The sequence below is a fragment of the Pirellulales bacterium genome, from assembly GCA_035546535.1.
Classification (GTDB): Bacteria; Planctomycetota; Planctomycetia; order Pirellulales; family JACPPG01; genus JACPPG01.
In genome coordinates, this window is the sequence record DASZWQ010000155.1 from 1 (window position 1) to 15318 (window position 15318).

Genomic DNA, 15318 nt, shown 5'->3' on the forward strand with positions numbered 1-15318 from the left:
CACGACATGCACGCCACGATCCTGCATCTCTTGGGCCTGGATCACGAGCGGCTTACCTACCGCTTCGGCGGCCGCGATTTCCGCCTGACCGACGTACACGGCCACGTGATCCGCGAAATCCTGGCTTAGCAGCCTGTTGAAGAACTCAACGGGCTGCGACATCGCAGGGATGCGATGGCAAAATGTCGACGTAAGTCGTTATTTTGCGAGCCGTGCGAAGCTTTGCTTCGCACTTGGCGAGGTTGTAAAAAGCCACGAGGGCTTTTTTCAACAGGCTGCTAATTCCCCTCCGACGCTTCGCGTCGTCCGGCTCGCGGTTCGTTTCGATTAGCAGCTCTAATGGAAGCGCCGGCTCGCAAGCGGTAACTCCGCGCGCAACTCGCAGGCTCCGCGAAAGCGCGCGCGAAGCACTCAATCCGTAAAGCGATCACATTTTGGGCAATTCGCGCATAACTCCCAAAAAGTGGACGCCCCATTTTGCCGATAGCAATATCTGTTACCAAGTTCACCAGTTCCGCCAGGCTGCGTCATCGTGGCATTCAATCCAAAATGACGCCGAGCTAGGAGCCCATATCCAATCATGGCGTGTACCGCACAGCGGATCGACACGTTAGACAATTTGCGAAAATTTGTTAGCCAGACAATTTGCGATCACGAGCAACTCGAGGCAGACGCCTATGTGATGACCGAGATGGTGCTGACGCGTTCCGGAATGCCCTGCGGCCGCTATTACTGCCTGCACGGGCCGCGGGCCACAAAGTATTCAGCCATCTGGGTTAGCGAGCGCAACACGGTTTTGTTCTACGATTCGACAGGCGAGCGTTTCTTGACGGCCGAAATCGAGGAGGCCCATCAGCTCGAGCTTTCGGCAGCATAGTACCACTTAGTGTGCGTTGGTTCTCACGCAGCCCAGAAGGCCGGATGCCCGCGGGCAGCGTGCCATAGAACCCCAAGATTTTCGTCCTCCTTGCGAAGTCGAGGAGGGCAAGAATTCGCGACCGCCGGGCATTGACATGCACGGCGTAATTTTATACATATGTACACCATCATCATCGACATGGAGGTTGTCTCATGCTCGTCCTGTCGCGAAGGGAAAACGAAAGAATCAAACTCGGTGACTCGATCGTTGTCACAGTCGTCCGAGTGAGCCGAGATAAGGTCCGATTAGGCATCGAAGCCCCCGCCGATATGCTGGTCCTTCGAGAGGAGCTCGAAACAGCTCCTGCCGCGGAATCGGCGAGCCCCAGTGAAGCCATCGGTGGCGCGAACTGTTGAAGCGACAACGAGAGGCCCGTCCGTTACACGCCGATTCCCCCTGAAAAACACGCATTTCGGCCGCGCTTAAACGGCGCGAAGGCCGATTGAACGCCAAAGATGCCTGGGCCGGAGTCCTCCCGGTCCAGGCGATTTTTTTTGCGCGCGGGGCACGGGCTTTTTTTGCGCGCGGGGCACGGGCTTTTTTTGCGCGCTTGGCACGGGCTCATGCCTGTGGCTTGCGCGACCACGCGCGTGATCCGACTCTTTTGCTCGCCGACCATGCGAAGTAGCAGAAAACCGGGGTCCGGCACGCACCGCCATTGTCTGCGCGGCGGTTGCCGCATCCTGTGGCACATCGGCCCTCCATGAATGCATCATCAATTGCTCATATTTTCACATTTGAGTGAAAATCGTTGACAATTCGACGGCCACTCGGTTACTCTTTTTCCGGGGAATTGACTGTCGACGGGCCCCGGCCTGCTAGCAGACGGCCGTTCCCCAAAGCCCGCCGCCACGTTGGCCCGGCTCGCCTTTTGCACACCTGCGACCGCGGCTGCTGGCAACACAACACACACCTGTACAACCCAAAGTGCGAGTAACTCGCCGCCGCGGTGCCTGAGCGGAGGTCGATCGGAAGCGATCTCACCTGGCAGTCGCGGGATCACGGATTTCATCAGGAGGTGACTCGATGTTTCGACTTCGCACCGGTCGTCGCGGATTTCTTTCGGTCGGGGCCGCTGGCTTGGGGCTCTCGTTGCCCGGCCTGCTGCGTATCCGCCAGGCCCAGGCCGAACAGAAGAACTACGAGCACATTTCCGCGAAAGCCCAGAGCGTGATTCACATCTTCCTGCCGGGCGGAATGGCCCATCAGGAATCGTTCGATCCGAAGCCGTACGCTCCGATCGAATATCGCGGCGAACTTGGATCCGTGGCAACGAAGATTCCCGGGCAGCATTTTTCGGAGACGCTGCCCAAAACGGCCGAGATGGCCGACAAGATCACCGTGATCCGCTCGATGACCCACGGCGAAGCGGCCCACGAGCGCGGCACGCACAACATGTTCACCGGCTACAAGCCGTCGCCGGCCTTGGTGTTCCCGAGCATGGGAAGCGTCGTGAGCCACGAATACGGCCCGCGCAACAACCTGCCGCCGTATGTCTGCATTCCCAACCAGTTGAACGAATATGCCGGCACGGGCTATCTGAGCTCTTCCTACGCTCCGTTCAGCCTGGGTTCGGCCCCGGAAGCGAAGGGCTTCCAGGTGCGCGACCTGAACATGGCCGGCGGCGTCGACGACGTGCGCTTCGACCGTCGCAAATCGGCGTTGGCCACGGTGAACGAATACTTCCATGCCAAGGAAAAGTCGGACGCGATCACGGCCATGGACACGTTCTACGAACGGGCCTATAGCCTGATCAGCTCGAAGGACGCGCGCGAGGCCTTCAATATCGACGCCGAGCCCGATGCCATCCGCGACGAGTACGGCCGTAACGAGGCCGGTCAGCGCATGCTGATGGCCCGCCGCCTGGTCACGGCCGGCGTACGCTTCGTGGCGTTGACGTACTCGGGCTGGGACATGCACACGCAAATTGCCGCCGGTATGCGCGGTGCGCTGCCGGCTTTCGATCAGGGCTTCGCCACCTTGATCCGCGACCTGGATCGGATGGGCAAGCTCGACGAGACGCTGGTCATGGTGTCGACCGAATTCGGCCGCACGCCGAAGATCAACGGTAACGCCGGCCGCGACCACTGGCCCAAGGTCTTCAGCGTGGTCCTGGCCGGTGGCGGCATCAAGCGGGGGACGATCTACGGCTCGTCGAATGCCGTGGCCAGTGAGCCCGAGGACGACCCGATCGAGCCGCCCGATTTGGCAACCACGATCTATCACCAACTGGGAATCGTCGCCGACAAGGAGCTGATGGCGCCGGGGAACCGCCCGATCGAAATCGTCGACGGCGGCCAGGTGCGGAAGGAATTGCTCGCTTAATCCGTTGGCGGCGGCGTCCGGCTTTCGTCGCGGACCAGGGAGCGTCCGGAGGGCGCCCGCGACAACAGGCAGCTTGCCAAACACTCGCAATGAGGTTCACCATCCATGCGTAATGGCATGTTGATTTCGCGCGTCGCGCGCTGCGTATTGGTTCTGACCGTTGCCGTGTCGTTAGCGACGTCGGCGGCCGACGCCGCCAGCCCCAGCGTCGGTTCGATCACCCCGGTCGGCGCGCAGCGCGGCGTCGAGACGGAGGTCACCTTCAACGGCGCCCGCCTGGCGGATGCCCAGGAGATCCTCTTCTATTCGCCGGGCTTCGAGGTGAAGGGGATGGAAGCCGCAGATAACGCCGTGAAGGTCAAGCTGGCGATCGCGGCCGACTGCCGACTTGGTCAACATGCCATGCGTCTGCGCACGGCCAGCGGCACCAGCGAGTTGCGAACGTTCTACGTCGGGGCTCTTCCGGAAATCAAAGAGGCCGAGCCGAACAGCGACTTCGCCCAGCCCCAAAAGATTGACCTGGGCGTGACCGTCAATGGCGTTGTCGACAACGAAGACGTCGACTTCTTCGTGATCGACGCCAAGAAGGGCGAACGCATCACGGCCGAAATCGAAGGGATCCGGCTGGGCTATACGTTCTTTGATCCTTACGTGGCCATTCTCGATAAGCAGCGCTTCGAGCTGGCCAACTCGGACGACGCGGCCCTGGTCTGGCAAGATGGCGTGGCGGCCGTGATCGCTCCGGAAGATGGCAGCTACATCGTGCAAGTTCGCGAGACCGCCTACGGCGGCAACGGTTCGTGCATGTACCGGCTGCACGTAGGGCGATTCCCGCGCCCACGCGCGACGATTCCGGCCGGCGGAAGATATGGCGAGACCGTCGACGTTCGCGTCCTGGGTGACGTCGCCGGCGAGCGCACGCAGCAGATCGTTCTGCCCGCGTCCCCGACGCCAAAGTTCGGTTTTTTCGCGCAGGACGACCAAGGGATCGCCCCTTCGCCCAACGTTTTCCGCCTGGGCGACTTAGCGAACAAGATCGAGGCCGAGCCGAACAATGATCCGGCCACGGCCACGGCCTTCGAAGCGCCGATCGCACTGGCGGGCGTTATCTCGCAGCCGGGCGATGTCGACTGCTTCAAGTTCACGGCCAAGAAAGGGCAGCAGTTCGACGTCCGCGTCCTGGCCCGCGGGATTCGTTCGCCGCTCGACCCGGTACTGAATATCAATCGCATCGGCGGGGCTGGCGTGGCCGGCAACGACGACAGCGGCGGTCCGGACAGCTACGTCCGCCTGGCCGTGCCCGAGGACGACGAATACGTCATCTACGTGCAGGATCATCTAAAGAAAGGAGGCGTTGATTACGCCTACCGCGTGGAAATCACGCCCGTGAAACCACGGCTCGTGATGGGCCTGCCCGAGCGGTCGCAGTTCGTCGACATCACGATCGACGTTCCGCAGGGGAACCGCACGGCGGCGTTGGTGAGCGCGTCGCGGGCCGACTTCGGCGGCAACCTGATCGTCGATATCAAGGATCTGCCGCCGGGCGTAACCATTCAAACCGACAAGATGCCGGCGAATCAAACGATCGTGCCGGTGCTGTACACCGCGGCGGCCGATGCCCCGCTCGCCGGCCGCCTGGCCGACGTGGTGGGCCGGCACGAAGACCCGAATCAAAACATCGAAGGGCACTTGGAACAGACGACCTCGATGGTCCGCGGCCAGAACAACATCAATGTCTGGACGCATACGGCCGACCGGATGGCCGTGTCGCTGACGCAGGCCGTGCCCTATTCGATCGAGATCATTCAGCCCAAGGTGCCGATCGTGCGCGACGGCTCGATGGAGCTGAAGGTCAAGGCGACTCGCAAGGAGGGCTTCACCGCGCCGATCACGGTTTCGATGCTCTACAACCCGCCCGGCATCGGTTCCCCCAGCTCGGTGGCGATTCCCGAAGGCAAGGACGAGGTGATTCTGCCGCTGACGGCCAATAGCGGCGCGGAAGTGCGCGTTTGGAAAATTGCGGTCCTCGGCTCGGCCACGGTCGGTAACGGGCCAGTCACGGTCTCATCGCAACTGGCCGACCTGGAAATTGCCGAACCATTTGTCGGCTTTGCCTACACCGCCGCCGCGGTGGAAAAGGGGAAAGAAACCGACGTCGTGATCGCGGTCACCAAGAACAAGGATTTCGACGGTAACGCCAAGGTCGAGCTGCTTGGGCTGCCGAACGAAGTGACTTCGGTGCCGGGCGAGATCAACAAAGACGCCAAGGAACTGTTGTTCCATGTGAAGACGACGGCCAACTCGCCGGCCGGCAAGCACAAGACGCTGCTCTCGCGGATCACGATCGTCGCGCAGGGAGAACCGATCACGCACATGATCGGCGGCGGCGAACTGCGCGTCGACGAACCGCTACCGCCCAAGGCGAACGAGCCGGCCGCTGCCGCCGCGGCGCCGATGCCCATGCCCGCGGCCGACAAACCACCAGAGAAGCGTTTGACGCGATTGGAACAGTTGCGCCTCGACCGGCAAAAGGCGAAGGAAGCCGCCAAGCAACAAGCAGCGGCCGCCGCTGCCGAGCCGGCTCCTCCCGCGGAAGCGAAACCAGCCGAGGCGGCTGCGGCGGAGGCGAAGCCCGCGGGCTGACGCGCAGTAACAACCTACGTGCGATCACTGGATCGCCCTCGCCAACGAGGACTCGTCACGAGAAATGGGAACGCCACAGACGTTTGCAGGATGCTAGTGCAGGAGACTCGCCGTGAGTGACATTATTTACCGCAGCATGAACCGCGTCTTGGTGAGTGCTGTTCTCGTTTTGCATTCGGGCTTGGCCTGGGCTGACGCCCCGGTGGCCAAGATCGAGGTCTTTCCGCCGGACGTCGAGCTGTCGACCTCGCGCGACAGCCAGCGGCTGGTGGTGATGGCCACTCGGACCGATGGCGTGACGCTGGACGTGACGCCGCAAGCGCAGTTCAAGCCGGCGAACCCGGCGCTCGTGCGGTTCGATGGTCCGGTCGTCTTCCCTGCCGCCGACGGCGATACCACGCTGGAAGTTTTGTGCGCGGACAAGTCGGTGCAGATTCCGGTCACCGTGAAGCAGGCTGCCGCGGACCGGCCGATCAGCTTCAAGCTCGACGTGATGCCGGTCTTCATGCGTGCCGGCTGCAACACCGGCAGTTGCCACGGAGCCGCCCGCGGCAAGGACGGATTTCGCCTGTCATTGTTCGGGTTCGACCCGGACGGCGATCACTTCCGCCTGACGCGCGAATATAGCTATCGCCGGATCAACCTGGCGCTGCCGAAGGAAAGTTTGCTGATCGAGAAGGCGGTCGGCGCCGTCCCGCATACGGGCGGCAAGCGCTTCGACCTGGAGAGTCCCTATTGCCAGACGCTGGTTCGCTGGCTGGATGCCGGCGCGCCGCTCGATGCCGGCGCCGTGCCCGCCGTGACGGCCGTCGAGGTCTTCCCGCGCCAGGTGGTGCTGGAGGGCGAGGGGGCCACGCAGCAGTTCATTGCCCGGGCTAAATACGCCGACGGCACTGACCGCGACGTGACGAGCCTGGCGGTGTTCCTGACGAACAACGACAACTCGGCCCCGATCAATGCCGACGGCCTGGTGACGGCCGCCCATCGTGGCGAGGCCTTCGTCATGGCCCGCTTCGAGACGCACACCGTCGGCAGCCAGGTCCTGGTATTGCCGAAGGACTTGCAATACACGCCCCCCACGACGCAACCGGCCAACTACATCGATGAGCTGGTCAACGCCAAGCTGCAAAAGCTGCGCATTCTGCCCAGCGATCTGTGCAGCGACGAAATCTTCCTGCGCCGGGTCACGGTCGACATCACGGGTTTGCTACCGACCGAGGCCGAATACATCGAGTTCGTCGCCGATACCGACCCTCAGAAGCGCGCCAAGCTCGTCGATCGACTGCTCGAGCGAAAAGAGTTCTCCGAAATCTGGGGCATGAAGTGGGCCGAGCTGTTGATGGTCAAGAGCACCGTCGACGTCAGCTATAAATCGATGTTCCTGTACTCGAACTGGCTGACCGAGCGGATTTCGAGCAACATGCCCTTGAACTTGATGGTGCAGGAGCTGCTCGGCGCCAACGGCGGCACTTTTACCAACGCGGCGACAAACTACTACCAGATCGAGCGCGACACGCTGAAGACGGCCGAGAACGTGGCCCAGGTGTTCATGGGCATTCGCACTCAGTGCGCCCAATGCCACAACCATCCGTTCGATCGCTGGACGATGAACGACTACTACAGCTTCGCCGCGTTCTTCTCGCAGATCGGCCGCAAGACGGGGGAAGATTATCGCGAGACGATCATTTTCAATACCGGCAGCGGCGAGGTCACGCATCCCGTCGGCGGGCGGGTGATGCCGCCGAAGTTCCTGGGAGGCCCGAGCCCCGACACGGCCGGGCAGGATCGCCGCGTGGTACTGGCCAGGTGGCTGGCCTCGCCGGAGAATCCGTACTTCGCCACGAGCGTCGCCAACCGCGTGTGGGCGCATTTCTTCGGCGTCGGCATCGTGGAGCCGGTCGACGACATTCGCGTCAGCAACCCGGCCAGCAACCCCGAGTTGTTCCAGGCCCTGGGGGACCGCTTCACGCAATACAACTACGACTTCAAGCAGTTGGTGCGCGACATTTGCAATTCGCAGACGTATCAGCACACCAGTCAACGGAACGCCAGTAACGAAGCGGACGAGCTGAACTTCGCCCACGCGCGCATCCGCCGCATTCGCTCTGAGAATTTGCTCGACAGCATCAGCGAAGTCACCGAGACCAAGGACAAGTTCGCGGGGCTGCCGCTGGGAGCCAAGGCCGTCCAGATTGCCGACGGCAACGGATCGACCTATTTCCTCACGACCTTCGGCCGTTCGAATCGCGCCACGGTCGGCGTGTGTGAAGTGAAGACCGATCCCACGCTCTCGCAATCGCTGCACCTGCTCAACGGCGATACGATCGAGACCAAGGTCCGCGACGGCGGCGCCATCAAGCGGATGCTCGAGGCGGGCCGCACGCCCGAGCAGATCATCGAAACGATCTACATTCGCTCGCTGTCGCGCAAACCGACGCCTGAGGAATCGCAAAAGCTGCTGGCGGTCGTTGCCGCCGAGCCGGCTCCACAGAAGGGATTGGAAGACGTCTTCTGGGCCGTGTTGAACTCCCGGGAGTTTTTGTTCAACCACTAGAGCGACTGCCAAACATCGGAACGGGGCTCGTGTGCCCTTGGCCGTGCTCGCGTAGCCATGCGGGCCGCCTGCTCACGCGAGCCTGAGCCGGGCCCCCTGAAGCCGAGTTACCAATCGCGCAACCACGATCAGCAACCCTCATTAAACGACGAGCAAACGTGCAGTCATGTCCCTTATATCTGCCAATATCCGCTTGTTGCCGGCGTTGACGCTCTCGATCGCCGCGGCTTTGCAGACTTGTGTGGTCGCGACGGCCGAAGAGGCAAAGCCCGACGACAAGGCCCAGGCCAAGGTCACCTACGAAGAGCACGTGCAGGCGATCTTTCGTCAGCATTGCTTTACGTGCCACGGTCCCGACACGGCCAAGAGCGATCTACGGCTGGACAATTACGCCGCCATGATGCGCGGCGGCGCGAGCGGCGCGGTAATCGAACCGGGCGATGCCGATAGCTCGCGACTGTGGAAGCTCGTCTCGCACGAAGAGACGCCCGAGATGCCCCCCAAGCAGGACAAACTGCCCGAAGCGACGCTGGCGACGCTCAAGCAGTGGATCACACTCGGCGCGCTGGAGAAGGCCGGCTCGACCGCCAAAATCAAGGCGAAGCCGAAAATCGAAATGAAGGCGTCGGCCGGTGCCGGCAAGCCCGAGGGACCGCCCCCCATGCCGGAAGGATTAACGCGGCAACCGTCGGTTTACACCGTGCGTCCCGCGGCCGTCACGGCGCTGGCGGCCAGCCCCTGGGCCCCCTTGGTGGCCGTGGCCGGGCAGAAGCAGATCGTGCTTTACAACACCGACAACGCCCAACTCTTGGGCGTATTGGCCTTCCCCGAAGGAACGCCGCAGGTATTGCGCTTCAGCCGCTCGGGCACGGTACTCCTGGCCGGCGGCGGGCGCGACGGGCAATCCGGACGCGTCGTGCTGTTCGATGTGAAGAGTGGCCAGCGCATCACTGAAATCGGCGACGAGCTCGATACCGTCTTGGCCGCCGACATCAATGACGACCATACGCAAGTCGCCCTGGGCGGACCGCGCCGCGTGGTGAAGATCTACAATGTCGCCGACGGCGCGCTGGTCCACGAGATTCGCAAGCACACCGAGTGGATCACGGCAATCGAGTACAGCCCCGACGGCGTGCTCCTGGCCACGGCCGATCGCAACGGGGGGATGTTCGTTTGGGAGGCGGAGACGGCGCGCGAGTACCAAAATCTGAAAGGGCACACGGCGTGCATCGGTGCGGTTAGTTGGCGCATCGACGGCAATATCCTGGCCAGCACCAGCGAAGACGGCACGCTCAAGCTGTGGGAAATGGAGCAGGGGCAGGTGGTCAAGAACTGGGCCGCGCACGGCGGTGGCAGCCTGTCGGTACACTTCGCCATGGATGGGCGGCTCGTTTCCTGCGGCCGTGACAAGACAACCAAGATCTGGGACCAGAACGGCGCCCAGCAGCGGGCGCTCGAGGCCTTTGGCGACATCGCCTTGCGATCCGTCTTCGCTCACGACGGCGGACGCGTCGTTGCCGGCGATTGGACGGGCGAGATCCGCGTGTGGAACGCGTCCGACGGGGCGCTCGTGACTAAGCTCGCCAGCAACCCGCCTACCTTGGCGATGCTGGCCGAGGCCGAGGCCGCGCGTGCCGCTGCCGCCAAAGTCGCGGCCGAGGCCGCCACGGCGGAACTTGCCGCCGCCCAAAAGGCGGCCGACGAAAAGACGGCCGCGGCGGCGGCGCTGGCCGAGCGACTGAAGGCGCTGCAGGCCGAAATCGAGAAGGTTGCGACCGACAAGGCGGCCGCCGATAAGACACTGGCCGATAAGGCGGCCGCCGCTAAAGCGGCCGGGGACGCCGCGGCGGCGGCCGCGAGCGCCGCGGCCAGGGCTGCCGAAGAAAAAGCGGCCTACGATAAAACGCAGACGGCCCAAGCAAGCGCTTCGAATTAGCGCCGGCTGGGCCGTTTCTCGATCAGCGATTCTGAGCCTGTTCCTTCCCAGAACGCTACGCTGTGCTTTTACTCGACTCTTACTCGCGGGGACGAACCGCGCCGGTCAAACCAGAATAATCGGGCCGATCTTCGGGGTGCCACAGGGGCAAGCCCATCGCAATCCGACGTGCCAGCACGTCGAGTTTCTCGGACGAACCGGCCGGCGCCTCGGTCGGTACGAATTCGTTCGTTTCTACCGGGGAAAAATCCTCGTCGTGACCAAACTCAACGATCGCTTCGAATACATTCCGCATCGCTCTCAACCTACCTTCCGACAAACAACGTCAAGGAACAAAGTGAATATTGCCAGACAAAAACTACGTGCTTAACACTCATGAGGGCGCCGATCGTGTCGCGTCGTCCGCCGTGGGCGGAGCCACGAATCGGGCAAATCAAGGCTGGGGGGCACCCGAACCATTTGACAGCCACCGGACCTGGCCTTTCATGCCAGCGGCCGCTGTTAGAGCTCCAGCAAACTCCCACGTACCGGGTGCAGGCGTGCGATACTCCTTAAGCAGCCCATTATTCGTAGCGCGTGCGCGCGAGTCAAGCGCGCTGTCGGAAAATATCAAGAATGTCGCGAAAACGCCGAGAAAACCGCAGCATTTAGGGCGCAAATCATTCCGCGGAAATATCGCGAAACTCACCGGCACGCTGCATGAATTGATCCGTTCAATACTCAGCATTGCGCGGCGCGCGATTACGTTTGTGTCATCGCGCAACTTTTACGCGCAACATGCCAACCACTGAGAAGGTTCCGAACCATGTCCTGGTTGCAACGCACGATTCGCTTGCCGGCGCAGCGGCGCGGCTTTCACTTGATCACCCGCGCCATCATCAGCGCGCTGCCGGAGCTGGCCGAGTTTCGCGTGGGCCTGTTGCACGTTTTCATCCAGCACACCTCGGCATCGCTCACGATCAACGAGAACGCCGATCCTGACGTGCCGGCCGACATGGAACGCGTGTTCGATACGCTCGCGCCCGAAGATTTTCCTTACGTGCATACGGCCGAGGGACCGGACGATATGCCGGCGCACGTCAAGGCAGCCCTCTTGGGCAGTTCCGTGAGCGTGCCGCTTGCGGACGGCCGGCTGTGCCTGGGCACCTGGCAGGGAATCTACCTGTGCGAGCATCGCGATCACGCCACGCCACGCAGCCTGGTACTTACGCTGTGGGGCGAGAAGGAATGAAGGCCGCTCAAACCGGCACGCGGGGTGGCTGGCTCAACTGCACCAGATCGTCGAGCCAGCATTCCAAAAGCGCCGCCTGATGGGCGTTGCGGTCGACATGCCCGAGAGCCTCGATCGAGCGTTCCGCGAGTGCCGCGAGGTCCACCCGGTCGAAGCGTCCCGAGGCCGCGGCCCGCGTCACTTCCTCGTGGGGCGAGGCCTCGGCAGCCGGCACGCCAGCAAGGGCCCGCACCAGTTCGCGGTGGAACTCGATGGCGAAGCCGATGACCAGGCGCATGCGGGCGCGGCGTAAGGGGGCTTCTTTTCCCGCTTCGTCGACAAACGCCGCCAGCGTCTTGGCAAACGTCACGCTGTCGAACGATCGTTCGCCGAGCTGTGCAAACAGGACGTCGCGAAACTTCCACAGGGCGGGATCGGCAAGCTCCGCGGCGTGCGTGATACTGCCGCCGCTATAGCCGGCCAGGCGCTCGGCCGTCGCGCGATCCTCGACCAGGCCGCGGGCCACGAGTTGCTGGGCGACGACTTCGGCCGGCAGCGGCCGGAAGCGCACCGTCTGCGCGCGGGAGCGAATCGTGGGCAATTGCCGATCGGCGCTTGTGCCGATCAGGATCAGCACCGACTGCGCCGGCGGCTCTTCGAGCGTCTTCAGCAGGCTGTTGGCCCCTTCCTCATTCAAATAATCGGCGTCATCGATAATTGCCACGCGCCGTCCGCCCATGAACGGCTTCAGCGAAATGTCATGGCACAGTCCCTGCTGCATCCGCTTTTCCTTAGGGCCAATGAAAAGCTCGAGCGGGATGAAGCTCTTGTCGGCCGGCTTGCTGACCATGAGCAGATCGGGATGCGTGCCGGCGGCAATTTGCAGGCAGCTTGGGCATTGGCCGCAAGGATCGAGCGCGGCGGCCGGACGCCGCTGGCACAGAAGCGCCGCGGCCAAGCGCAGCGCGAAGCTGCGTTTACCGATGCCCGCCGGCCCTACGAACAGAAACGTGTGAGCCAAACGGCCGCGGGCGAGACTCGCGCGAAACCGCTCGACGACGTCGTCATGCCCTTCGAGTCCTTGCCAGGCCATGCTTGTTCTCTCGGGTCAGGCAGGAAGATTCACCACGGGAGACACGGAGGCACGGAGACTTCAACGATCGGTTGTCGGAAAGAGAAATCACGCCACGCGGTATCGCAAGGCCGGGCTGATGTGCGTTTGCACCTCGTCCAGGTTCGTAACGCGCAGCTGACCATGCTGGTACAGGTATTCGACATGGGCGCCCACTTCTTCGAGCGCCAACAGCGTGTTGAAGCCGATCGCTCGCGGATACATCGCTTGCGTGATACTGCTGATGGTCACCGGGTCGGGCGATTCGTTAATCGTGTTGATGACGCGATCGAGCTTGCGCTCGTGGCTCGTGCGGATTTCGTCGATCCGCGTATAGACGTCGTTGATCGGGACCTCGTGCCCCCCCAGGGCCAGCTCGAAGCCCGGAAGCCGGCGCACTTTTTCCAGCGCCTCGAGATAATGGCCCAGCCCGGTGTAGGCCGTGATGCTCTCGGGGGCCTGGTGGGGCGTGATGTGGCTGAGGATGTGATCGGCGCTGATCAAGACGTTACCCATGGCGATGCACACCTGGCCCGGGCAGTGGCCGGGGGTGTGGATGAATTGCATGCCGTCGAACTCCTGGCCGTCGGCCAGCGTGATATCCACGCGCACGCTGCGCACATGCTTTTTGGAAAAGCCGTACATTTCCATGAGCATGGTTTCGAGCTCGGCGTCGACGCCGGCCCGCTGCAGGTAGGTCTTCAGGGCCCGGGTGGCGACGATCACTCGCTCTTCGTAGGCCGTGAGCACCCAACGATCGAGGACGTGGATACCCAACGCGGCGCCGGTCAGTTCGAGCAAGTGCGCCACGCCGCCGAAGTGATCGATATGACCGTGCGTGATCAAGATGCGGCGAATGTCGCCCACCTGGAAGGGCTCGCCGAACTCCGTGCGGACAGCCTCGAGGCCGGCCATCACCTGGGCGTTGCAGTTACCGTACCCGCTGCCGGTGTCGATCAAGGTCAGCGGCCCGGCGTCGAACACCAAGTAGACGTAGGCGATGAAATTGGGAAACGCTTCGCAGGGGATGCGATAGATGCGCTGGCCCGTGCTGGCGACGAACCGCTCGATGGCCGGAAGCTCAGTCATGCACGTAGGGAACGCAAGCAGACACAGAAGGCCGCAGGACGCTGGCGGGAGCGTTTGCCACGCCCCCGCAGCCTGCAGGTATTGCGTGCTTTTGTACCACCGCGGCCTGGGCTGGGCAACCGGCGCCACAGCTTCCAGCAAGCACAAGTGTAGCACCGTCAAGCGTCAAAGCGTGCTGCGTGAGACAGCTCACGCGAGATAAGCAGAATCGATTCAGCCGAAAAGCTCGCTCACCGGCTGCCCGCCGTCGACGATCTTGATCGGCCGGCCGATGGCGCTCATGTTCTCGATCGCCGGGTTGATGCCCAGGCTCTTGCAGAACGATTGGAAGAGGTCCTGCACGCTGACGGGGTGATCGGTCACAGTATCGCCTCCCGCGTCAGTGTGACCGATCACTTGCCCGCCGCGGACACCACCCCCGGCCAATGCAACGTTCGAAGCGCGTGGAAAGTGATCGCGGCCGCCGCGTGGGTTGATCTTGGGTGTGCGGCCGAATTCGCCCATCCAAATAACTAACGTCTTGTCGAGCATGCCGCGCTCTTTCAGGTCCGTGATCAAAGCCGCCATCGGCTGATCGACCTGGCCGCACAGGTTCGTGGTGCGTTCGAAGACGTTGTCGTGCGTGTCCCAGCCGTTGCTGCCGACTTCGACGAACGTCACGCCCGACTCGATCAGCCGCCGGGCGAGCAAGCAGCCCGACGCGAAATCTCCTTTGCCGTAGCGCGCGCGGACCGCTTCCGGCTCGCGGTCGAGCTGAAAGGCTTCCATGCGGGCGCTGGTGACCATTTTTGCCGCCTTGCCGTACAGCTTCTGATGATTGGCCACCTCGCGCTCGGCGCCGCCGCGGGCGTAGCTGCTCTCCAATTGCGAGAGCAGGTTCATGCGCCGCTCGAACCGCGGCTGACCGGTGGTCAGTTTGGCGTTGGCCGGCGCCTCGGCGTTGGCCATCGAAAACGGGTCGTATTCGACCCCCAACAGCCCGCCTCCATCGGTCGTGCGTCCGGCGATGCGTACAAACGACGGCAGATCGAAATTCACGTCCCCGAGCTGATGCGCCACGATCGAGCCCAGCGTGGGATGTTTGACCGTCGGCGTCGGCGCGTAACCGGTGTGCATCAGGAACTCGGCCCGGGCGTGATTTCCTTCCTTGGCCGTCACCGCGCGAAGCACGGCGACGTCCTGCATCACGCGGGCCATGTGCGGCAGGCCGTGCGCGATCTGGATGCCAGCGACGCTCGTGTCGATCGCTTTGGTCTCGCCGCCGTTTTCGTGACCGGGCTTGGGTGAAAACGTCTCGAATTGGCTGGGTCCGCCTTTCATGAACAGCAGGATGCAAGCCATGCCGCGCGAACGCAGCTCGTCGGCCTTGGCCGCCACCAGGTTTTTCCAGCCGAGGGTCCCCGACGCCCCGGCGGCACCGGCCAGCGAAATTCCTTTGAGGAAATCGCGGCGCCGCACGACTCGATCGCGGTTCACCTGGAGGCCCGTGTGCAATTGCAAGGAGCTCATACGTGATGGTCCTACGGCTTGT

General features: G+C 62.9%; 12 protein-coding genes. 8 read left to right on the plus strand and 4 right to left on the minus strand.

What is annotated here, in order from left to right:
* The 7 genes from VHD36_18620 to VHD36_18650 all read left to right on the plus strand — a co-directional run.
* On the plus strand, window positions 1–129 hold a 129-nt coding region (locus tag VHD36_18620; GenBank protein HVU89348.1), incomplete at its 5' end, for a DUF1501 domain-containing protein.
* Between the two features lie 451 nt (window positions 130–580).
* Entirely contained in the window at window positions 581–877 is a 297-nt protein-coding gene (locus tag VHD36_18625; protein HVU89349.1) for a hypothetical protein, read from the plus strand.
* Window positions 878–1071: 194 nt separating this feature from the next.
* The gene (locus VHD36_18630) at window positions 1072–1275 is read left to right on the plus strand and encodes a carbon storage regulator (GenBank protein ID HVU89350.1); all 204 of its coding nucleotides are present in this window, start codon (window positions 1072–1074) and stop codon (window positions 1273–1275) included.
* A gap of 670 nt (window positions 1276–1945) precedes the next feature.
* The gene (locus tag VHD36_18635; protein ID HVU89351.1) at window positions 1946–3244 is read left to right on the plus strand and encodes a DUF1501 domain-containing protein; all 1299 of its coding nucleotides are present in this window, start codon (window positions 1946–1948) and stop codon (window positions 3242–3244) included.
* A 105-nt stretch (window positions 3245–3349) separates the two neighbouring features.
* Window positions 3350–5887, plus strand: a complete 2538-nt coding sequence (locus VHD36_18640) for a PPC domain-containing protein (protein HVU89352.1) — start codon at window positions 3350–3352, stop codon at window positions 5885–5887.
* Window positions 5888–5999: 112 nt separating this feature from the next.
* A complete protein-coding gene (locus VHD36_18645; protein HVU89353.1) occupies window positions 6000–8441 on the plus strand; it encodes a DUF1549 domain-containing protein in 2442 nt (813 codons plus the stop codon).
* 166 nt (window positions 8442–8607) lie between these two features.
* Entirely contained in the window at window positions 8608–10377 is a 1770-nt protein-coding gene (locus VHD36_18650; GenBank protein ID HVU89354.1) for a c-type cytochrome domain-containing protein, read from the plus strand.
* A 79-nt stretch (window positions 10378–10456) separates the two neighbouring features.
* Here VHD36_18650 and VHD36_18655 read toward each other — a convergent pair whose 3' ends face one another.
* Window positions 10457–10672 carry a hypothetical protein gene (locus VHD36_18655; GenBank protein ID HVU89355.1) on the minus strand — a complete coding sequence of 72 codons (216 nt, stop codon included), beginning with the start codon at window positions 10670–10672 and terminating at the stop codon, window positions 10457–10459.
* Window positions 10673–11182: 510 nt separating this feature from the next.
* Between VHD36_18655 and VHD36_18660 the strand changes: the two genes are divergently transcribed.
* Window positions 11183–11608 (plus strand): secondary thiamine-phosphate synthase enzyme YjbQ, encoded by a 426-nt coding sequence (locus VHD36_18660; GenBank protein HVU89356.1) that lies wholly within the window; start codon window positions 11183–11185, stop codon window positions 11606–11608.
* A gap of 7 nt (window positions 11609–11615) precedes the next feature.
* Here the strand turns inward: VHD36_18660 and VHD36_18665 are convergent, their stop codons facing one another.
* The 3 genes from VHD36_18665 to VHD36_18675 form a co-directional block, all read right to left on the minus strand.
* Window positions 11616–12680, minus strand: coding sequence for a DNA polymerase III subunit delta' (locus VHD36_18665; GenBank protein HVU89357.1), 1065 nt, complete (start codon window positions 12678–12680; stop codon window positions 11616–11618).
* Between the two features lie 87 nt (window positions 12681–12767).
* On the minus strand, window positions 12768–13787 hold the full coding sequence (locus VHD36_18670) for an MBL fold metallo-hydrolase (GenBank protein ID HVU89358.1): 1020 nt from the start codon (window positions 13785–13787) through the stop codon (window positions 12768–12770).
* 213 nt (window positions 13788–14000) lie between these two features.
* Window positions 14001–15296 (minus strand): DUF1501 domain-containing protein, encoded by a 1296-nt coding sequence (locus VHD36_18675; protein ID HVU89359.1) that lies wholly within the window; start codon window positions 15294–15296, stop codon window positions 14001–14003.
* Window positions 15297–15318 lie beyond the last annotated feature (22 nt).

Coding starts and splice junctions, on each gene's coding strand:
- VHD36_18625 (HVU89349.1), top strand. CDS start 581: ATGGCGTGTACCGCACAGCGGATCGACACGTTAGACAATTTGCGAAAA.
- VHD36_18630 (HVU89350.1), top strand. CDS start 1,072: ATGCTCGTCCTGTCGCGAAGGGAAAACGAAAGAATCAAACTCGGTGAC.
- VHD36_18635 (HVU89351.1), top strand. CDS start 1,946: ATGTTTCGACTTCGCACCGGTCGTCGCGGATTTCTTTCGGTCGGGGCC.
- VHD36_18640 (HVU89352.1), top strand. CDS start 3,350: ATGCGTAATGGCATGTTGATTTCGCGCGTCGCGCGCTGCGTATTGGTT.
- VHD36_18650 (HVU89354.1), top strand. CDS start 8,608: ATGTCCCTTATATCTGCCAATATCCGCTTGTTGCCGGCGTTGACGCTC.
- VHD36_18655 (HVU89355.1), bottom strand. CDS start 10,672: ATGCGGAATGTATTCGAAGCGATCGTTGAGTTTGGTCACGACGAGGAT.
- VHD36_18660 (HVU89356.1), top strand. CDS start 11,183: ATGTCCTGGTTGCAACGCACGATTCGCTTGCCGGCGCAGCGGCGCGGC.
- VHD36_18665 (HVU89357.1), bottom strand. CDS start 12,680: ATGGCCTGGCAAGGACTCGAAGGGCATGACGACGTCGTCGAGCGGTTT.
- VHD36_18670 (HVU89358.1), bottom strand. CDS start 13,787: ATGACTGAGCTTCCGGCCATCGAGCGGTTCGTCGCCAGCACGGGCCAG.
- VHD36_18675 (HVU89359.1), bottom strand. CDS start 15,296: ATGAGCTCCTTGCAATTGCACACGGGCCTCCAGGTGAACCGCGATCGA.